The 18,484-nt window shown below is 68.7% G+C and carries 17 protein-coding genes; 12 read left to right on the forward strand and 5 right to left on the reverse strand.

Going from position 1 to position 18,484, the window contains the following annotated elements:
• Positions 1–41: 41 nt before the first annotated feature.
• From VGN58_RS09895 to yeiP, 5 genes are all read left to right on the forward strand, one after another.
• Positions 42–596, forward strand: a complete 555-nt coding sequence (locus tag VGN58_RS09895; protein ID WP_327483077.1) for a hypothetical protein — start codon at positions 42–44, stop codon at positions 594–596.
• Positions 593–1,507 carry a hydroxymethylglutaryl-CoA lyase gene (locus tag VGN58_RS09900; protein ID WP_327483078.1) on the forward strand — a complete coding sequence of 305 codons (915 nt, stop codon included), beginning with the start codon at positions 593–595 and terminating at the stop codon, positions 1,505–1,507. Before VGN58_RS09895 ends, VGN58_RS09900 begins: the two co-directional genes overlap by 4 nt.
• Positions 1,504–4,053: a sensor domain-containing protein gene (locus VGN58_RS09905; protein ID WP_327483079.1), complete on the forward strand. Its 2,550-nt coding sequence runs from the start codon at positions 1,504–1,506 to the stop codon at positions 4,051–4,053. The genes VGN58_RS09900 and VGN58_RS09905 overlap by 4 nt, the downstream gene beginning before the upstream one ends.
• A 177-nt stretch (positions 4,054–4,230) precedes the next feature.
• Positions 4,231–5,001 carry an SDR family NAD(P)-dependent oxidoreductase gene (locus VGN58_RS09910; RefSeq protein ID WP_327483080.1) on the forward strand — a complete coding sequence of 257 codons (771 nt, stop codon included), beginning with the start codon at positions 4,231–4,233 and terminating at the stop codon, positions 4,999–5,001.
• A 114-nt stretch (positions 5,002–5,115) separates the two neighbouring features.
• Complete coding sequence (gene yeiP / locus VGN58_RS09915; RefSeq protein WP_327483081.1) at positions 5,116–5,682, forward strand: elongation factor P-like protein YeiP; 567 nt, start codon at positions 5,116–5,118, stop codon at positions 5,680–5,682.
• 212 nt (positions 5,683–5,894) lie between these two features.
• Here yeiP and VGN58_RS09920 read toward each other — a convergent pair whose 3' ends face one another.
• From VGN58_RS09920 to VGN58_RS09930, 3 genes are all read right to left on the reverse strand, one after another.
• Positions 5,895–7,673 carry a DUF4105 domain-containing protein gene (locus VGN58_RS09920; protein WP_327483082.1) on the reverse strand — a complete coding sequence of 593 codons (1,779 nt, stop codon included), beginning with the start codon at positions 7,671–7,673 and terminating at the stop codon, positions 5,895–5,897.
• A gap of 29 nt (positions 7,674–7,702) precedes the next feature.
• Entirely contained in the window at positions 7,703–8,002 is a 300-nt protein-coding gene (locus VGN58_RS09925; protein WP_327483083.1) for a DUF2388 domain-containing protein, read from the reverse strand.
• An 89-nt stretch (positions 8,003–8,091) separates the two neighbouring features.
• A complete protein-coding gene (locus VGN58_RS09930; protein WP_327483084.1) occupies positions 8,092–9,480 on the reverse strand; it encodes an FAD-binding oxidoreductase in 1,389 nt (462 codons plus the stop codon).
• 193 nt (positions 9,481–9,673) lie between these two features.
• On the opposite strand from VGN58_RS09930, the gene serA reads away from it, so the two are divergent.
• On the forward strand, positions 9,674–10,915 hold the full coding sequence (gene serA, locus VGN58_RS09935; protein ID WP_327483085.1) for a phosphoglycerate dehydrogenase: 1,242 nt from the start codon (positions 9,674–9,676) through the stop codon (positions 10,913–10,915).
• 30 nt (positions 10,916–10,945) lie between these two features.
• Here serA and VGN58_RS09940 read toward each other — a convergent pair whose 3' ends face one another.
• Positions 10,946–11,494, reverse strand: coding sequence for an NUDIX hydrolase (locus tag VGN58_RS09940; protein WP_327483086.1), 549 nt, complete (start codon positions 11,492–11,494; stop codon positions 10,946–10,948).
• Positions 11,495–11,678: 184 nt separating this feature from the next.
• Here VGN58_RS09940 and VGN58_RS09945 point away from each other — a divergent pair, with 184 nt between their 5' ends.
• The 6 genes from VGN58_RS09945 to VGN58_RS09970 all read left to right on the forward strand — a co-directional run bounded on the left by VGN58_RS09945 (position 11,679) and on the right by VGN58_RS09970 (position 17,585).
• Positions 11,679–13,148 carry an amino acid permease gene (locus VGN58_RS09945; RefSeq protein WP_327483087.1) on the forward strand — a complete coding sequence of 490 codons (1,470 nt, stop codon included), beginning with the start codon at positions 11,679–11,681 and terminating at the stop codon, positions 13,146–13,148.
• Positions 13,149–13,221: 73 nt separating this feature from the next.
• A complete protein-coding gene (locus tag VGN58_RS09950) occupies positions 13,222–14,514 on the forward strand; it encodes an amino acid permease (protein ID WP_327483088.1) in 1,293 nt (430 codons plus the stop codon).
• A 43-nt stretch (positions 14,515–14,557) separates the two neighbouring features.
• Positions 14,558–15,199, forward strand: coding sequence for a methylthioribulose 1-phosphate dehydratase (locus tag VGN58_RS09955; protein ID WP_327483089.1), 642 nt, complete (start codon positions 14,558–14,560; stop codon positions 15,197–15,199).
• 95 nt (positions 15,200–15,294) lie between these two features.
• Positions 15,295–15,852, forward strand: coding sequence for an acireductone dioxygenase (locus VGN58_RS09960; RefSeq protein ID WP_327483090.1), 558 nt, complete (start codon positions 15,295–15,297; stop codon positions 15,850–15,852).
• Between the two features lie 150 nt (positions 15,853–16,002).
• Entirely contained in the window at positions 16,003–16,704 is a 702-nt protein-coding gene (gene mtnC / locus VGN58_RS09965) for an acireductone synthase (RefSeq protein ID WP_327483091.1), read from the forward strand.
• 8 nt (positions 16,705–16,712) lie between these two features.
• Positions 16,713–17,585, forward strand: a complete 873-nt coding sequence (locus VGN58_RS09970) for a DMT family transporter (RefSeq protein ID WP_327483092.1) — start codon at positions 16,713–16,715, stop codon at positions 17,583–17,585.
• Positions 17,586–17,907: 322 nt separating this feature from the next.
• On the opposite strand, the gene VGN58_RS09975 is transcribed toward VGN58_RS09970, so the two are convergent.
• Entirely contained in the window at positions 17,908–18,483 is a 576-nt protein-coding gene (locus tag VGN58_RS09975; protein ID WP_327483093.1) for a YdeI/OmpD-associated family protein, read from the reverse strand.
• Position 18,484 lies beyond the last annotated feature (1 nt).

The raw sequence follows: 18,484 nt of genomic DNA on the forward strand, positions 1-18,484 counted from the left end.
CGGCGGTCCTGCTGGTGGCCTGCACCCTGGGCGGTTGCGTCATGTTCGAACAACCGCCGGCACCGCTGACTTGCGACCCCGCCCTGGTCGGACGCTGGATCCCGCTGCCCGACAGCCCGCAGGACCGCGTGCCGCTGGGCAAGGACGATCATGCGGACGTGGATGCCGCCTGCCGGGTGCGCCTGCGCGACGGTGCGCGCGCCCAGGCGCCGGAGTTCGACGCGCTGGGATTCGAGCTGGACGGCGAACGCTACCTGGCCTTGGGCTTCAAGGAGCTGGAGGGCCTGTTCGCCACCGGCCAGGCCGGCGCGCCGCCCATCCCGAAAGGCATGCCGGCCGGCGCGGTCACACTGCTGAAATACCGCATTCGCGACGATACGCTGCAGATCGCGATGCTCGACACGGTGGACATCATGCAACGCGTGCAGCAGGGAACCTTGAAGGCGCGCGAGGCCGACGCCAGTACCTACGTGTTCGAAGGCAGGCCCGAGCAGCTGCGCCGGTTGCTGCGGTCCGAGCCCGCGCTGTTCGACGCCTTCGATGGCCGCGACAGGACGCTGCGCATGCGCCGCGCCAAGGACGGGAAACGGTCATGAACGCCCTGCCCTCCTCCACCGCCGATTTCGTCCGCATCGTCGAGGTGGGGCCGCGCGACGGCCTGCAGAACGAGAAGACCCTCGTCGCCACCGCCGACAAGGTGGAACTGATCGACCGGCTGTCGCGCACCGGCCTGCTCAGCATCGAGGCCACCAGCTTCGTCAGCCCCAAGTGGGTGCCGCAGCTGGCCGACGCCGCCGAGGTGTTCGCGGCCATCCAGCGACGGCCCGGCACGGCCTATCCCGTGCTGGTGCCGAATGAGACCGGCTACGACCGTGCGCGCGCCGTCGGCGTCGAGGAAGTGGCGGTGTTCACGGCCGCGTCCGAGGCGTTCAACCGCAAGAACATCAACGCCTCCATCGACGAATCCATCGAACGGTTCCGCCCGGTACTCGAGCGCGCCGCCGCCGATGGCGTGAAGGTACGCGGCTACGTCTCCACCGTGCTCGGCTGTCCCTACCAGGGGGAGGTGCCCGTCGCCGACGTGGTGCGCGTGGCGCGTCAGCTGCATGCGATGGGCTGCTACGAAATCTCGCTGGGCGACACCATCGGCGTCGGCACGCCACGCAAGGCGGCCGACATGCTGTCGGCGGTCGCCGCCGAGGTGCCGATGCCCGCGCTGGCCGTGCATTTCCACGACACCTACGGGCAGGCCCTGGCGAACATCCTGGCCTGTCTCGACGTCGGCGTGCGCGTGGTGGACTCGGCCGTCTCCGGCGCAGGCGGTTGCCCGTACGCCAAGGGGGCCAGCGGCAACGTCGCCAGCGAGGACGTCGTCTACCTGCTGCACGGCCTCGGACTGCGCACCGGCGTGGATCTGGACCTGCTGGCGGATACCGGCCGCTGGCTGTCGACCCGGCTCGGGCGCGAGACCGGCAGCCGGGTCGGCAAGGCGCTGGCGGCCGCATGAGCCAGAGGCCGGCCAGCGACATCGAGGTGATGGCGCTGGTCGCCGCGCTCGAACGCGCGGGCACGGCCGATGGCCCCCACGCCGACCTGCTCCGCCAGGCACGCGAGGCACTGCTGGCCAAGCAGCACGAGGCGGACACCGAGCGTTCGCGCTACCGCAACCTGTTCGACGCCGTGCCCGACCCGGTCAGCATCATCGCCGAGGACGGCACCATCCTGGACCTCAACAAGGCCGGTATGCTGGCCTACAAGCGGCCTCGCGAGGAAATCGTCGGCCGCAACATCAACGTGCTTAACCCCGACCTGCCGCGCGACCACCTGGTGCCGGTGTGGGAAACGCTCAACCGCGGCGAGACCTACGTGATCGAGGTCACCAACATGCGCGGCGACGGCACCCGCTTCCCGGTGGAAGTGCACTCGGCCAACATCAGCTTCGATGGCCGCAAGGCGATCGTCGCCGTGGCCCGCGACATCAGCAGCCGCCGCCTGGCGGAGCTGCGTTACCGCGAACTGATGGAGACCATCGACAAGGGCATCGTGGTGCACAACCGCGATCTGGAAGTGCAGTACTGCAATGGCGCGGCGATGCGCATCTTCGGCATCCGCGAGGACCAGCGGGCCGACCAGGAGCTGGCGATGGGCCGCTGGCATATCGTCGACGAGCACGGGCGCGAGATGGCGCGCCACGAACTGCCCGCCCAGCGCGCGCTCGACAGCGGGCACATGATCGAAAGCGTGCTGCTCGGCCTGTACCACCGCGAGAAGAAACAGCTGCTGTGGCTCACCGCCACCTCGGTGCCGCAGTTCGCCCCCGGCGCCAGTACGCCATCGCAGGTCACCACGCTGTTCAGCGACGTCACCGAACTCAAGCGCGACAGCGCGCTGTTCGACCGCGCGCAGTCGCTGGCGCACATCGGCGGCTGGGAATGGGACCTGGGGCGCGACCGCATGTACCTGACCGACGAGGCCCAGCGCATCCTCGGCGCGGCGCGGGCGCTGGTCACCATGGACGACATGCTGTCGTGCCTGCGCGAGACCGACCGCCGCCGCCTGCGCGGCGCGCTGGACCTGATCACCGCCGGTGGCCAGGGCTTCGACATGGAACTGCAGGGCACCCAGGCCGACGGCCATCCGTTCTGGATCCGCGTGATCGGCGATGCCGAACCCGGCGATCCCGGCGCCTCGCGGATCACGGGCACCATGCAGGACATCTCGCAGGACAAGCAGGCCGAGGAGATGCTGCGCATCCAGGCGCGCACCGACCCGCTGACCGGGCTGATGAACCGCGACGCCGTGCTGACCGAGCTCGGCGCGCGGCTGGCCGACCCCGAGCGCGCGCGCGTCGCCGTGCTCTACATCGACCTGGACCGTTTCAAGATGGTCAACGACGTACTGGGCCACAACGCCGGCGACGAGTTGCTGGTGCAGGCGTCGGACCGCATCCGCGGCGCGGTGGGTACCGACGGCATGATCGCCCGTTTCGGCGGCGACGAATTCCTGGTGATCTGCGACGCCGGCCAGGATCCGCACCTGCCCGAAGCGATGGCGCATGCGGTGCTGGGCGCGTTCGCCGACGCCTTCCGCTTCGGCAAGGACGAGTTCGCCATCACCGCCAGCATCGGCCTGGCAGTGGCGCCGGAAGATGGCACCCGGCCGCAGCAGCTGATCCAGAATGCCGACATCGCGATGTACGACAGCAAGCATCGCGCGCGCAACGGCTGGCAGAGCTTCACCCAGGAACTGGCGCAGCGGCAGCAGGACCGGCTGCAGATCGAGACGCAGCTGCGGCGTGCCGTGGACAACGAGGAGTTCCGCCTCGTCTACCAGCCGCAGGTCGACCTGCGCAACGGCCGCATCATCGCCGGCGAGGCGCTGATCCGCTGGCAGAACCATCAGCTGGGCGAACTGCGGCCGGACGTGTTCATCAGCCACGCCGAAACCACCGGCGACATCGTGCGCATCGGCAGCTGGGTGCTGCGCGAAGCCTGCCGCCAGGTGGCCGCGTGGCGCGACATGGGCCTGGGCATCGTGCGGGTGGCGGTCAACGTGTCGTACCGGCAGTTCGCCGGCGACGATCTCGCCGACCGGGTACGCGCCATCCTCGCCGAGTTCGACCTGCCCGGCAGCGCACTGGAGCTCGAGTTCACCGAACGCGTGCTGATCGAGGACGCGCCGGCCACGCTGCGCACCTTCGCCGACCTGCGCCAGCTGGGCGTGTTGCTGACCATCGACGATTTCGGCGAGGGCTACAGCGCGCTCAACTACCTGCGCCGCCTGCCGATCCACGGCCTGAAACTGAGCCCGCTGTTCACCGAAGGCGTGCCGAACAACCGCTCCGACGTGGCGGTCTGCCAGGCGGTCTCGGCCATCGCCCGCAGCCTGGGCCTGGGCCTGGTGGCCGAAGGCGTGGAATCGGAAGCGCAGCGCCAGTTCCTGCTCAACCTCGGCGTGCCGGTCGGCCAGGGCTTCCTGTTCGCCCCCGGCCTGTCGCCGGACGAATTCGCGCGGCGCCTCGCCGATGCGCCGCTGGAACGCGTGCACGCCTGAGCGGCGGGATACTTGGTCCGGCCGGTGTGGGAGCGACGTCAGTCGCGAAGAAGCCTTCCTTGTGAAGCCCCATCGCGACTGACGTCGCTCCCACAGCCCCCCCTCAGGATCACTGGCGCGACGCCCGTCACCCGCCATCGCGTTAAAATGCCGGCCTTTCCGCACCAGGTTCACCGCATGCAGCTTTCCGACACCCGCGCCGTCATCACCGGTGGCGTTTCCGGCCTGGGCCTGGCCGTCGCCCGCCATCTGGTCGCCCAGGGAGGCAAGGCCGCGCTGTTCGACGTCAACGACGACAAGGGCGCCGCAGCCGTCGCCGAACTGGGCGAGGCACATGTCCGCTACTTCCGCACCGACGTGACCGACGAAGCCGGCGTGGCGGCGAACGTGGCGGCGGCGAAGGATTTCCTGGGCGGGCTGAATGCGGCGATCAACTGCGCCGGCATCCTCGGTGCCGGCCGCGTGCTGGGCAAGGAAGCACCGATGCCGCTGTCGACCTTCCAGGCCACGGTGATGGTCAACCTGGTCGGCAGCTTCAACGTGGCCAAGGCCGCGGCCGACCAGATGCAGCACAACGCGCCGAATGCCGACGGCGAGCGCGGCGTGATCGTCAATACCGCCAGCGTGGCGGCGTACGAGGGCCAGATCGGCCAGGCCGCGTACTCGGCATCGAAAGGCGGCGTGGTCGGCATGACGCTGCCGATGGCGCGCGAGCTGTCGCGCTTCGGCATCCGCGTGATGACGGTGGCACCGGGCATCTTCTGGACGCCGATGGTCGATGGCATGCCGGACGCCGTGCAGCAGTCGCTCAGCGCCTCGATCCCGTTCCCGTCCCGCCTCGGCAGGCCGGAGGAGTTCGCCGACCTGGTCGCCTACATCCTCGGCAATCCCTACCTCAACGGCGAAACCATCCGGCTGGATGGCGCCGTGCGGCTGGCACCGAAGTAAGCCGGGATTCGGCATTCGGGATTCGGGATTCGCAACAGGCGGACCCGACTCCGTCGGTGCCGGCCCTGCTCCAACGAATCCCGAATCTCCACTCCCCAATCCCGGCTCCTCACCATGAAAGCTTTCGACATCAAGAAAGGCAACGTCGTCGAACACAACGGCGGCGTGTACCAGATCCGCGACATCGAGCGCAGCTCGCCGCAGGGCCGCGGCGGCAACGTGCGCTTCCGTTTCATCATGTACAGCGTGCCGGGCGGCAACAAGCTGGACGCCAGCTTCGATGCCGACGACACCCTCAGCGAAGTGGAGCTGCTGCGCCGCCAGGCGACGTATTCCTACAAGGACGGCGACGCCTTCGTGTTCCTCGATGACGAGGACTACACGCCGTACACGCTGGATGCGAACGTGATCGGCGACGACGCCGGCTACATCACCGACGGACTGACGGGCTGCTACGTGCAGGTGATCGATGAGATGCCGGTGGCGCTGCAGTTGCCGCAGCACGTGACGCTGGAAGTGGTGGAAACGCCGCCGGAACTGAAGGGCGGCACCGCCACCAAGCGTCCGAAGCCGGCGAAGCTGAGCACCGGCATCGAGATCATGGTGCCCGAGTACATCACCAACGGCGAGCGCATCCTGGTCAACACGACCACCGGCGAGTTCGGCGGCCGCGCGGATTGAGGTCGGGTACGCGCTGCGCACGACCCGCTGAAGCTCCCGCTGCGCGATGAAGCATGCTGCGGTCGTTTGCGTGGCGCAGGCTACGTGGATGCCCACAGCGCGGCGGGCACGAGGCCTCGTAGCGTGCGCTATGCGTACGCCCCCTGAAACCTTCCTTCGTCTCGCGACGGACGCGATGGCGACAGATCCTGCGGTCGTGCGCGCGGCGCACGCTACGGGGTGCGCAGGCGGGTGCCGATGGTGTCGAGGTTCGCTTCGATGCCCCGCAGGGCGTCACGCTGATCGGCGGGTAGCCAGCGTTCGAGTTCCCCGCGTAGGCGCCCGTCCTGGTCGCGCAGGCGGGTCAAACGCAGGCGGGCTTCCTCTTCAATGCGCTCGCGCTCGTCCGCCTGCGGCAGTCCGTAGCCCTGAGGCAGCAACTCCGAGGGGCGACTGATGAAGCCGGTATCGCCCAGCCAGGCACGCAGGGCCTGCAGCGCCGGCTCAAGGCCGGCAGGTGCGTCACGCCCCAGGTAGCGCCGTTTCAGTTCATCGCGCAGCCGCAGTTGCTGGCGACGGAGCGCCGCGTTCTCCAGTACCAGCAGCGCCGCGTTCGTGCGCAGGTCGGCCCGCGGCAACCACGCCGCGCGTTCGGCGGGCGGCAGCGCCAGCCATGCCTGCGCATCCTGCTGCGGCACCCCCAGCGCCTGCCGCACCACCGCGAACAGGGCGTCGTAGCGCGCGCTCATCGGCTCGAAGTAGTAACCGAGCCGTCGCGCCTCTGCGGCATCGTCGAGCACGCCGGCATCGGCGACGCCACGACGCTCGAGCTTCTTCAGCAAGCCGGTCGGCGTGATGCTCGCGAGTGATTCCCCGGCCAACCGTGGCACGCCGTCGTGCAGCAGCTTCCAGGTCTCGACGGCACAGTTGTTGCTGATGAAGTAGTAGCGCCCGTCGTAGCTCCAGTGCAACTGCGCGGCACGCTCGAGTAGCGATGCCATCTCTTCGCGCTGCAACCGCAGCGGAATCGACTGCAGGCCACGCAGTTCGACCCGGGTGTATTCCTCGATCACCTGGTCCAGCGGCAGCAGGAACAGGCGCGACGGATAGGAACCGGTCAATCCCCGCCAGCCGGAGATCTGGACATCGCCGACGAAGGCACGGAACGAGAGGACGCGGTGATGGGACAGGTCGAGCCGGCAGTCCGGGCCCGGTGTCCGGCCGGGCGCGCAGATCACCAGCCGCAGCATGCTGTGGCCCCAGCGGCTCATCGCCTGCGTGTTGCCTTCGGCCAGCAGGTAGTCGATCGCATAGACGCGCGATGGATCCAGGGCGAGCAGCGAGGCATCGCCTGCCTCCGCATCGGCCTCCAGGAACGGCAGGCCCGGCGCGCACCCGTCCGCCACGGACGGCATGGCGAAGTGCGCGGCGAAATGGCGATGCAGTGCCGGACGCCGGCATGCGTAGTCCGGATCGAGCACGAAATGCTCGAGATTCACCGCCACGAATTCGGAGGGTCGCTCCAGTTCGTACGGATCGGGCGTGCGCGCGACGAAGTCGTTGCGCGAGCGGCGGCCCGCCAGCGGGAACACGCTGCGCTGCCATCCGGCCAGATCGCGCAGGCGCGGATCGCCCGACAGCGCGTTGCGCCGTGCGCGGTCGTAGCTGTGGGCGAGTTCGTGCACCAGCGCCTGGCGGACGGCGAGCAGGGACGCATCGTCCGACGGCAGGGAGTCGCGCGTCTTCCACGCTTCCAGCAGCCGGCGCGGCAGCCGTACATGGTCGCCCACGCGCCGTCCCGCGACATGCGTCGGCAGGTCATCGCGCCATTGCAGGACAAGGCCCGATGGCAGGGCATCACGCCACGCCAAAGGCAGTCGCGGCAGCACGTCGTCGACCAGCGCCTGCGTGGCGGCGATCTCGTCGGGCGAAACCCCGGTCGGATCGATATCGAGCGCGGCCGCCGATGTGGCGACCGCAGCGAGCCAGGCCCCCAGCAGGCGCGCGGCCAAGCGCCGGCCAAGGGGCCGACGCGCGTGCATCAGCGGGCTAGGATGGCCTGCGCCAGCTGCATGTCGCTGGCCTTGCGTGCGGCTTCATCCTTCTCGCGCAGGTGACGCAGCGCGGCTTCGAGCTGCGCGCCACGGATGCGGCCCTCGGTGGCGACGAAACTGGCCGCGTCCTCGCGCGCCTGCACGACGACTTTGTCGTCGCCGGACGAACTGCCCGAGGAGGCCGACGAGCCGGCCGACGATGCGCCGGCGGAAGACCCGGCAAAGCTGCCGGCCAGCACCGGCAGGGAAAACGCCAGCAACACGCCGGCCAGGATCAATCGGGACATGGAGTTTCCAGACGGGGGAGCGCCGCAGTCGGCACGGTGCGCAAAGACTACCTGCAATCGGTGCCGCGCGGCTGAATCCGGTGGCGGTATCAGCTGTCGAACAGCTTGCCGGGATTCATCAGGCCGTTCGGGTCCAGCACCTGCTTGATGCCGCGCATCACCGCGATTTCGCCGGTGCTGCGCGTGCTTTCCAGGTAGCCCTTCTTGACCAGGCCAATGCCGTGCTCGGCCGAGATGCTGCCGTCGTGGCGCTTCAGCGACGCCGCCAGCAGCTTGGTGACCTGCTCGCACTGGGTGACGAAGTCCGCGTTCTCCATGCCGTCCGGTTTCAGCACGTTGATGTGCAGGTTGCCGTCGCCGATATGGCCGAACCACACCACCTCGAACTGCGGATAGGCCTCCCCGAGCAGCGCCTGCGTTTCTGCCAGGAAGGCCGGCATGGCGGAAATGCGCACCGACACGTCGTTCTTGTAGGGTACGTAGCGCGCCAGCGCCTCGGTGATGCCCTCGCGCAGCCGCCAGAGCTGCGCGGCCTGCGCGTCGGACTGGCTGATCACGCCGTCGCTGACCCAGCCCTGGTCCATGCAGGCCTCGAACGCCGCCATCGCCGCCGCTTCCTTCGCCTCGTCGCCGATCGCGAACTCGGTGACCACGTAATAAGGATGGATCTCGTCGAACGGCTTCTGCGCGCCATGCGCCAGCACGTGCCGCAGTGCGCGATCGGTGAAGAACTCGAACGCCTCCAGCTGCAGGCGCTCGCGGAATGCCGCGAACACCTGCATCAGCACCTCGAACGACGGCAGCGCCAGCAGCATGACATTGGTCGGCGGTGGCGGATCGGTCAGCCGCACGGTGGCCTCGACGACGACGCCCAGCGTGCCCTCGGAACCGATGAACAGGTGGCGCAGGTCGTAGCCGCTGGAGTTCTTGATCAGCGCCTTGTTGAGCTCCAGCACGTCGCCGGCACCGGTGACGACTTTCAGGCCCGCGATCCACTCGCGCGTGTTGCCGTAACGGATCACGCGGATGCCGCCGGCATTGGTGGCGATGTTGCCGCCGATCGCACAGGAACCGCGCGCGGCGAAGTCCACCGGATAGACCAGCCCATGCTCGCGCGCCGCGTTGTGCACGGCCTCCAGCGGCATGCCGGCCTGCACGGTCAGCGTGCGGTCCACCGCATTGAAGTCCAGCGCCTGGTTCATGCGCTCCAGGCTGAGCACCAGTTCGCCGTTCGCCGCCACGGCGCCGCCGGACAGGCCGGTGCGTCCGCCCGACGGCACGACCGCCACGCGATGTTCATTCGCCCAGCGCACGACGGCCTGCACGTCGTCGACGGTGGCCGGCAACGCGACGGCCAGCGGCGATGGCGTCCAGCGCCGGGTCCAGTCGCGGCCGTAGTGCTCCAGGTCGGCGGGATCGGTCTTCAGGCGCAGCGCCGGGGCGGCGTGCAGCAGGGCTTCCAGGCGCGGATCGCTCATTGCGGGGGCAGCATTTTCGGGGGCGCCCAGCGTGCCAGCGATGCCGGGTGGCGTCCAGCCGATGCAGGGCTTCGTTTCAGCGGCAACCAAGCCGGGAAAACCGCAACCGAGCTTTCCATGGCGCGCCGCACCATCGCCGGCATCCATCTGGCATAGTGACGCCCCTTCCCTCTCCGCGGCGACCTTTCCGGCAATGTCGATCAAGAAGACCTCGTACCCGAAGCAGGACATCCGCGTGCTGTTGCTGGAAGGGGTCAGCCAGACGGCCGTCGAGACGTTCCGTGCCGCGGGCTATTCGCAGATCGAGTTCCACGAGAAGTCGCTGCCGGAAGACGAACTGAAACGCCGCATCGCCGAAGCGCACATCGTCGGCATCCGCTCGCGCACGCACCTGAGCGAGGACGTGCTGGCGCAGGCGCGACGCCTGATCGCGGTGGGCTGCTTCTGCATCGGCACCAACCAGGTGGACCTGGACGCGGCGGAACTGGCCGGCATCCCGGTCTTCAACGCACCCTACTCCAACACCCGCAGCGTGGCCGAACTGGTCATCGCGCAGGCCATCCTGCTGATGCGCGGCATTCCGCAGAAGAACGCCGAATGCCACCGCGGCGGCTGGAGCAAGTCGGCCGCCGGCAGCCATGAAGTGCGCGGCAAGACGCTGGGCATCATCGGCTACGGCCACATCGGCACCCAGGTCGGCGTGCTGGCCGAGGCGCTGGGCATGCACGTGCTGTTCCACGACATCGAGACCAAACTGTCGCTGGGCAACGCCCGTGCCGCCGTCAGCCTGGACGACCTGCTGGCGCAGAGCGACGTGGTGACGCTGCACGTGCCTGAAACCCCGGCGACCCAGGGCATGTTCGGCCAGGCCCAGATCGCGGCGATGAAGCCGGGCGCGCATCTGATCAACGCCTCGCGCGGAACCGTGGTCGACATCGACGCACTGGCCGATGCACTGAAGTCCGGCCACGTCGGCGGCGCCGCGGTGGACGTGTTCCCGGTGGAACCGAAAGGCAACGCCGAATCCTTCGAGTCCCCGCTGCGGGGCCTGGACAACGTCATCCTCACCCCGCATGTGGGCGGCAGCACGCTGGAGGCGCAGGACAACATCGGCATCGAGGTGGCGGCCAAGCTGGTGCGGTACAGCGACAACGGCAGCACGCTGTCGTCGGTGAACTTCCCCGAGGTCACCCTGCCCGGCCACGACGGCAGCCGCCGGATCCTGCACATCCACCGCAACGTGCCCGGCGTGCTGTCGCAGATCAACGACATCTTCCGCGACCGCGGCATCAACATCGACGGCCAGTTCCTGCGCACCGATCCGAAAGTCGGCTACGTGGTCATCGACGTCACCGCCGACGAGGAACAGACCGCCAGCCTGCGCGAGGCGATGGCGGCGATCGACGGCACGTTGCGGGTGCGCGTGCTGTACTGATGCGGTCGGGACGGTAGGCCCAGGCCCACCCTACGCAGTACTCCGCGCCAGCCATTTGCGGGCCATGCGGCGGATCGACGGGTCCGCATCGTCGGCGAGCGGGGCGATCCCGCGCCAGGCCAGGTCCAGCGACTCGTCGCTGACCACGTACGCCTCGCTGCCGTTGGCGCGCACCACGTAGCGCACGTCGTAATGCCAGTGGCCCGGCACGTCCTTGCGCTCGGGAATCCAGTGCCGGTCCAGGTCGAAGATGTCGTCCTCGACGGACAGGTCGGACAGCCCCGACTCCTCTTCGGCCTCCTTCAATGCCACGCGCGCCATGTCGGTATCGCCATCGGCATGCCCGCCCAGCTGCAGCCAGCGGCCGAGCTTGCGGTGATGGGTCATCAGCACGCGTTCGCCATCGCCGCTGACCAGCCAGGCGCCACCGGTCAGATGCCCTTCCAGCCTCTCGCGGAGGAAGGGATCGGCGGGATCGTCAAGCAGGGCGAGGAACTGGCCCACCACGTCTCCTTCGGCAGGCCAGCGTCGGGCGTAGGCGGCCAGGTGTTCGCGGAGGGCGGCATGGACGGCTGGCACGAGGCGCTTTCTCTTTGGGCGTGGGTGATCGGGCCGCGATTATCGCCGGCCATGCTGCACCTGCGCTTGTGATCCCCGGCCCGCTTTGGCAAGGTACGGCCTTCCATGGGGCCGCCCCATGACCCGTTGCCACCGCCCGGCGAAACGCTTCGTCGGCATGAAGTCTTCCAAGGGGACGCTGCGAATGCTCAAAGCTCTGTTCAGGGTCAAGCCGGTCGCACCGGCAGGCCACGTCGATGCCGGTGAACCTTTCGAAGGCAGTCTGGACGGGGAGAGCGGATTCAAACGGACACTGACCGCACGCCACCTGGTGATGCTGGGCGTGGGTGCGGTGATCGGCGCGGGCATCTTCGTGCTGACCGGCCAGGCCGCGGCCAACCACGCCGGCCCGGCGATCATGCTGAGCTTCGTGCTGGCCGGCATCGCCTGTGCGCTGGCCGGCCTGTGCTATGCGGAGTTCTCCGCGCTGATGCCGGTCTCCGGCAGCGCGTATTCGTATTCGTACGCGACGCTGGGCGAGTTCGTGGCCTGGTTCATCGGCTGGTGCCTGGTGCTGGAGTACCTGTTCGCGGCCTCGACGGTGGCGGTCGGCTGGTCCGGCTACCTCAACAGCTTCCTAGGCACGCTCGGCGTGCCGATCCCCGACGCGCTGGCCAACGCCACGTTCACCGTGGCCAATGGCGAGTTCATCCGTTCCGGCGCCATCCTCAACCTGCCGGCGGTGTTCATCGTGGCGGCGGTGAGCGGCCTCTGCTACGTGGGCATCACCCAGTCGGCGTTCGTCAACGCCATCGTGGTGGCCATCAAGGTCACGGTGATCCTGCTGTTCGTGGCCTTCGGCCTGCAGTACGTGGACCCGGCCAACTGGCAGCCCTTCATTCCGGCGAACGAGGGCCCTGGCAAGTTCGGCTTCGAGGGCGTCACCCGTGCCGCCGCCATCGTGTTCTTCGCCTACATCGGCTTCGATGCGGTCTCCACCGCCGCCGGCGAGGCCAAGAACCCGCAGCGCGACATGCCGATCGGCATCCTGGGCTCGCTGGCGATCTGCACGGTCATCTACATCATCGTCTGCGCGGTGCTGACCGGCATGATGTCCTACACCCAGCTGGGCACCGCCAAGCCGGTGGCGACCGCGCTGGAGGCGTACCCCAAGCTGCTGTGGCTGAAGACGCTGATCGAGATCGGCGCCATCGCCGGCCTGACCTCGGTGATCCTGGTGATGCTGATGGCGCAGCCGCGCATCTTCTACAGCATGGCGAAGGACGGCCTGCTGCCGAAGGTCTTCGGCAAGGTGCACGCGAAGTACCAGACGCCGTACGTGGGCACGATCATCGTGGGCGTGATCGCGGCGGCGCTGGCCGGCTTCCTGCCGATCGGCCTGCTGGGCGAAATGGTGTCGATGGGCACCCTGCTCGCCTTCGCGACCGTCTGCGCCGGCGTGCTGATCCTGCGCTACACGCGGCCGGAGATCCCGCGCCCGTTCCGGGTGCCGCTGGCGATCGTCGTCTGCCCGCTCGGCGTGCTGGCCTGCCTCTACCTGTTCGTGCAGCCCTTCATGGAGCACTGGAAGCTGTTCGTCGGCTGGACGCTGCTCGGCCTGGTGATCTATTTCGTCTACGGCTTCCGCCACAGCAAGCTCAGGCAGCAGGCCTGAGCCACGCCCGACGACGGCCGGCCGGGAGGCCGGCCGTTTCCATTCCATCGTCCTCCCCTTCCAGGCTCTCCCGATGACCACCGGCAGCGCGCGTCAGATTGGCCCCGTCCTGGCGACCTTCGTGGTGGCCAACAACATGATCGGGTCGGGGTTCTTCCTGCTGCCGGCCACGCTGGCCAAGTCCGGCGGCGTCACCGCGCTGGCCTGGCTGCTGGGCACGGTGCTGGCGGTGATCCTGGGCAGCGCGTTCGCACGGCTGGCGCGCGACTATCCCAACCTGGAATCGCCAGACGATTACGTGCGCCCGTCGCTCGGCCGCGACATGGGCTTCCTGGCCACCACGCTGTACTGGATTTCCTCGTGGATCGGCAACAACGCCATCGCGGTGGCGGCGTTCGGCTACCTGGTGATCCTGCTGCCGCTGGGCGACGGCCAGTGGACCCGCCTGGGCGGGCAGCTGGTGCTGATCTGGCTGATGTTCGCACTCAACCTGCTGGGTCCGCGCCAGATCGCGCGATTCCAGTCGCTGTGCGTGGTGCTGGGCCTGCTGCCGGTGGCGGCGATCCTGATCTGGGGCTGGGGCAGCTTCGACCCGGCGCTCTACCGTGCGGCCTGGAACGTGTCCGGCACCTCCGACGCGGCCGTGGTGTTCAGCTCGCTGGCGCCGATCTTCTGGGCCTTCGTGGGCCTGGAAACCGGGGCGATGGTCGCCGGCGTGGTCCGCAATCCGGCACGCAACGTGCCGCTCGCCACGCTGGGCGGCATCGTCATCGCCGGCCTGGTGTACCTGGTGTCGTCGGTGCTGATGATGGGCATCGTGCCGGTGGACCAGCTGGCCAGCTCCAGCGCACCGTTCGCGCTGGTGGCCGGACAGATGTTCGGCGCATGGGCGATCCCGGTCATCGCGGCGGCGGCGGCGCTCAAGGCCACCGGCACGCTCGGCGGCTGGATGCTGGTCACCGGCGAGTCGGGCGCGCGCGCCGCGCACCGCGGCTACCTGCCGGCGATTTTCGGACGCCTGCGGGCGAACGGGTCGGCCGGCTGGGGACTGCTGCTGGTGGCGCTGTCGATGACGGCGCTGGCGATCCTGACCCTGTCGCCCACCGTGTCGGGCCAGTTCGAGACGCTTATCGAGATGGTGGTGGTGCTGGTGGTGATGGCCTATGCCACCGCCGGCCTGAGCCTGCTGCTGGGTGCACCGGGACGACGCCCGAGCGCGCGCGACCGCGTGATCGGCATGGGCGCCCTGGTGGCCTGCGGCCTGCTGGTCTATTCCACGCCGGTGAGCACGCTGGTCGGCGGCATGGTCATCGCCCTGCTCGCGCTGGCGGCCTATCGCGGGTTCGCGCGGCGCGGCAAGCCCTGAGGCCCGGCGGTCCGGTCCACACCCCGCAGGCTAGAATGCGCGCATGAGCGCACTCCCCTACGACGCCGAACGGCTGCGCGCGCGCGCGCACTCCATCATCGCCAATGTCCGCGAGCTGTCGCAGCTCGGCTGGACGCCGGCCACCAGCAGCAACTTCTCCGAACGCCTGGACGAGCGCCATGCGGCGATCACGGTCTCCGGCCGCGACAAGGGTCGGCTCGTGGAGGCGGACATCATGGTGGTCGACTTCGATGGCAAGGCCTTCGGCAGCGACCATCGCCCGTCGGCGGAAACGCTGCTGCACACGCAGCTGTACCGGCGCTACCCGGAGATCGGCTGCGTCCTGCACACCCATTCGCTGGTGCAGACGGTGGCCTCGCGCCTGTTCGCGGGCGCCGGCCACGTCCGCCTGGAGGGCTTCGAGCTGCTGAAGGCCTTCCATGGCAACAGCACGCATGAAATGGCGATCGACGTGCCGGTGTTCGCCAACACCCAGGACATGCCCACGCTCGCGGCGCAGGTGGACGCCCTGCTCGACAACCAGCCGTTGTGGGGCTACCTGATCGACGGCCACGGCCTGTACGCCTGGGGCCGCACGATGGCCGAGGCGCGGCGCCATCTGGAAGCGTTCGAGTTCCTGTTCGCGGCGGAACTGGAGCTGCGCAAGCTCGGCTGCCGGCGCTGATAGCCTGCCGTTATCGTTGCGTTCCGTTTCCGCAACAGGGCCGGGCGACCGGGTTTGCTACCCTTGGCATCCCCCCGCCGCCTGACGCCACCGCCATGAGCCGACTGCGCATCTTCAGCGAATCCGACCCGGCCACGCCGGAGTTCGCCAGCTACGACCCCGATTTCATCGCCGCCGAACTGAAGAAGATCGGCGTGACCTTCGAGCGATGGAAGGCGAACAAGGCCATCGAGCCGGGCGCGCCCGCCGAGGACGTGATCGACGCCTATCGCGCCGACATCGACCGGCTGGTGGCCGAGCGCGGCTTCAAGACCGTGGACGTGGTCAGCATCGCGCCGGACAACCCGCAGCGCGAGGCGATGCGCGCCAAGTTCCTGGACGAGCATTACCACAAGGAAGACGAAGTGCGTTTCTTCGTCGCCGGCTCGGGCCTGTTCACCCTGCACGTGGGCGACAAGGTCTATGAAGTGGAATGCGTGAAGGACGACCTGATCGCCGTGCCCGACAGCACCCTGCACTGGTTCGACATGGGACCGGAGCCGAGCTTCGTCGCCATCCGCTTCTTCACCGAGCCGGACGGCTGGGTGGGCCACTTCACCGGCACTACGCTGGCGCAGCAGTTCCCGCGCTACGACGGCCCGACCGAACGCTGAGCCCCCTCTCCCCTGGGGTTGGGGTGAGGGTCCGGCGACTCGACGGCGATGAACCGTCGCGCCAAGGATCGGCGCCTGCTGCTCTCCCATCGTTCCCCATGAACAGCGCAGCGGAGCAAGCTCCGCTCTACAGCCACCTCGAAGATCACCATGCCCGTTTCCGCCATCCTCACCGACATCGAAGGCACCACCAGCAGCATCTCGTTCGTGAAGGACGTGCTGTTCCCGTATGCGCGCCGTGCCCTGCCCGGCTTCGTGCGCGAACACGGGCAGGATCCGGATGTGCGACGCTGGCTCGACGTGGTGGCCACCGAGCATGGCAGCATCTGCAGCGACGACGTCATCGTGGAAACGCTGCAGGGCTGGATCGACCAGGACCGCAAGCACACGGCGCTGAAGGCGCTGCAGGGCATGATCTGGCAGGCCGGCTACCGCGACGCCGACTTCACCGCCCACATCTATCCGGACGCCGCACCCGCGCTGCGCGACTGGCATGCGCAGGGGTATCCGCTGTATGTCTACTCGTCCGGCTCGGTGGCGGCGCAGAAGCTGTTCTTCGGCCACAGCGATGCCGGCGACCTGACGCCGCTGTTTTCCGACTGGTTCGATACCGAAGTCGGCGGCAAGCGCGAGGCGGACAGCTATCGCGCGATCGCCGCGCGTATCGGGCAGCCGGCGGACACGATCCTGTTCCTCTCCGATGTGGTCGAAGAACTGGATGCCGCCCGCGAGGTCGGCCTGCAGACCTGCCTGATCGACCGGCGGGACGACTATCCGACGCCGCGCGAAGGCGACGCCGCCCACGGCCACGCGCGCGTCGCCTCGTTCGCCGACATCGCGCTTCCGCGCTGAGGCCCCCCATGGCATCGCAGCGTACGGCCACGCTGACCGGGCTGGCCGCGATCCTGCTGTGGGCGTCGCTGGCGGTGCTGACCACCGCCACTGGCGACCTGCCGCCGTTCCAGGTGCTGGCGATCGGTTTCGGTGTGGCGGCCATCCTGGGACTGCTGCGTGCCGTCATGCGAGGGCGCAGCGGACTTCGCGAACTGCGCCAGCCTGTTGCCGCGCTGGCCCTGTCCACGCTCGCCCTGTTCGGCTACCACGCGCTGTACTTCATCGCGTTGAAACGCGCGCCTGCGGTGGAAGCGAACCTGCTCAACTACTTATGGCCGCTGCTGATCGTGGTGTTTGCCGGCCTGCTGGGCGGCGTGAGCGTGCGCCGGGGCCAGTGGATCGGAACCTGGTTGGGGATGCTTGCGGCGGCGCTGCTGGTCACGCGCGGCAACTGGCTGCAGGTGGACCCGGCGCATCTTCCCGGCTATCTGGCGGCGCTGGGCGCGGCGGTGATCTGGGCGGCGTATTCGGTCCTCAACCGCCGCTTCGCCGACGTACCGACCGCCGCCATCACCGTCGGCTGTGCCGGCGTGGCGCTACTGGGTGCGCTGTGCCACCTGCTGTACGAACACACCGTCGCGCCTACGACGCTGCAATGGGCCGTGCTCGTGGTGATGGGCATGGGTCCGGTCGGCGCCGCCTTCTGGCTGTGGGACCACGGCACCAAGCATGGCGACATCGCCCTGCTGGGCAGCCTGTCGTATCTGGCGCCCCTGCTGTCCACGCTGTTGCTGGTCGCGTCGGGCCGCGCGCAGGCGCACCCGATCCAGGCGGTCGCCATCGCGCTGTTGCTGGCCGGCGCGTGGCTCAGCGTCAGGGCGAGCCGGCCGCAGCGCTGAGCGCGTTTCGCACCTCATTGCTGCGCGCGTTCGCCTGACAGAGCGGAACTCGGAAGGCGAATGGGATTCCCGCATTCGATGGGACGATGGAGTGGCGTCCTGCCGTCATCCCGGCGACCGGGGTGGTGGCCATGCACCGAAAGCGAAAGGCGCTGGGTCCCGGCCTGCGCCGGGATGACGGCATCCGCATTCTGTTCCCTGCGAGCGCGGGGGCCCGTTTGCGCCTGCGACCAGTGATGAGGTTCGCATGGGGAACGCGTTCCAGCGCCCACCGCAACGTCAGGATCACATGCGCCACCCAACACGGCCTCCGAACAGCGGCTCAGTCGTGGATCTTCTCGCCCCGCGCCAGCATGGCCACCAGCTTTTCCACCCTCGCTCGCTTGGTCTCCGGCTTCACCGCCGTCTGCACGCGCCAGCAGACGGCGTAGCGGTTGGTCCGGTCCAGCGCGTCGAACCACGCCCTGGCCTTGCGGTTCTTCGCCAGCGCCGTCTCCAGTTCCGGGGGCACGGCCATCGAACTCGACCCGTCGTAGGCCGCCTCCCAGCGCCCGTCCGCCTTCGCTGCATCCACCTCGCGCAGACCGGCAGGACGCATGCGGCCGGCCGCTACCAGCGCCTCGATCCTGGCGACATTGATCTTCGACCAGGTGCTGCGCGCGCGACGCGGGGTGAAGCGCTGCAGGAAGAACCGGGCATCGAAGGCCTTCTTCTGCCCGTCGATCCAGCCATGGCAGAGCGCGACGTCCAGCGCTTCGGTATAGGTCACCGACGGGATGCCGGCATCCTTCTTGGCGATCTTCAGCCAGACGCCGGGCGATTGCGAATGCCGCTCCAGCCAATGCTCCCACGCGGAAGCGTCCGCGAAATGTTCCACCGGGAGTTCGGGGGCGGCCATG

This window comes from Pseudoxanthomonas sp. (assembly GCF_035999195.1).
Taxonomy (GTDB): domain Bacteria; phylum Pseudomonadota; class Gammaproteobacteria; order Xanthomonadales; family Xanthomonadaceae; genus Pseudoxanthomonas_A.

What these genes read in the sequence shown, in the direction of transcription:
- VGN58_RS09975 (WP_327483093.1), bottom strand. Translation starts at nt 18,483, where the DNA reads ATGGCCGCCCCCGAACTCCCGGTGGAACATTTCGCGGACGCTTCCGCG.
- VGN58_RS09930 (WP_327483084.1), bottom strand. Translation starts at nt 9,480, where the DNA reads ATGAGCGATCCGCGCCTGGAAGCCCTGCTGCACGCCGCCCCGGCGCTG.
- yeiP (WP_327483081.1), top strand. Translation starts at nt 5,116, where the DNA reads ATGAAAGCTTTCGACATCAAGAAAGGCAACGTCGTCGAACACAACGGC.
- VGN58_RS09900 (WP_327483078.1), top strand. Translation starts at nt 593, where the DNA reads ATGAACGCCCTGCCCTCCTCCACCGCCGATTTCGTCCGCATCGTCGAG.
- VGN58_RS09945 (WP_327483087.1), top strand. Translation starts at nt 11,679, where the DNA reads ATGCTCAAAGCTCTGTTCAGGGTCAAGCCGGTCGCACCGGCAGGCCAC.
- VGN58_RS09925 (WP_327483083.1), bottom strand. Translation starts at nt 8,002, where the DNA reads ATGTCCCGATTGATCCTGGCCGGCGTGTTGCTGGCGTTTTCCCTGCCG.
- VGN58_RS09960 (WP_327483090.1), top strand. Translation starts at nt 15,295, where the DNA reads ATGAGCCGACTGCGCATCTTCAGCGAATCCGACCCGGCCACGCCGGAG.
- serA (WP_327483085.1), top strand. Translation starts at nt 9,674, where the DNA reads ATGTCGATCAAGAAGACCTCGTACCCGAAGCAGGACATCCGCGTGCTG.
- VGN58_RS09895 (WP_327483077.1), top strand. Translation starts at nt 42, where the DNA reads ATGTTCGAACAACCGCCGGCACCGCTGACTTGCGACCCCGCCCTGGTC.
- VGN58_RS09905 (WP_327483079.1), top strand. Translation starts at nt 1,504, where the DNA reads ATGAGCCAGAGGCCGGCCAGCGACATCGAGGTGATGGCGCTGGTCGCC.
- VGN58_RS09950 (WP_327483088.1), top strand. Translation starts at nt 13,222, where the DNA reads ATGACCACCGGCAGCGCGCGTCAGATTGGCCCCGTCCTGGCGACCTTC.
- VGN58_RS09970 (WP_327483092.1), top strand. Translation starts at nt 16,713, where the DNA reads ATGGCATCGCAGCGTACGGCCACGCTGACCGGGCTGGCCGCGATCCTG.
- VGN58_RS09910 (WP_327483080.1), top strand. Translation starts at nt 4,231, where the DNA reads ATGCAGCTTTCCGACACCCGCGCCGTCATCACCGGTGGCGTTTCCGGC.
- VGN58_RS09955 (WP_327483089.1), top strand. Translation starts at nt 14,558, where the DNA reads ATGAGCGCACTCCCCTACGACGCCGAACGGCTGCGCGCGCGCGCGCAC.
- mtnC (WP_327483091.1), top strand. Translation starts at nt 16,003, where the DNA reads ATGCCCGTTTCCGCCATCCTCACCGACATCGAAGGCACCACCAGCAGC.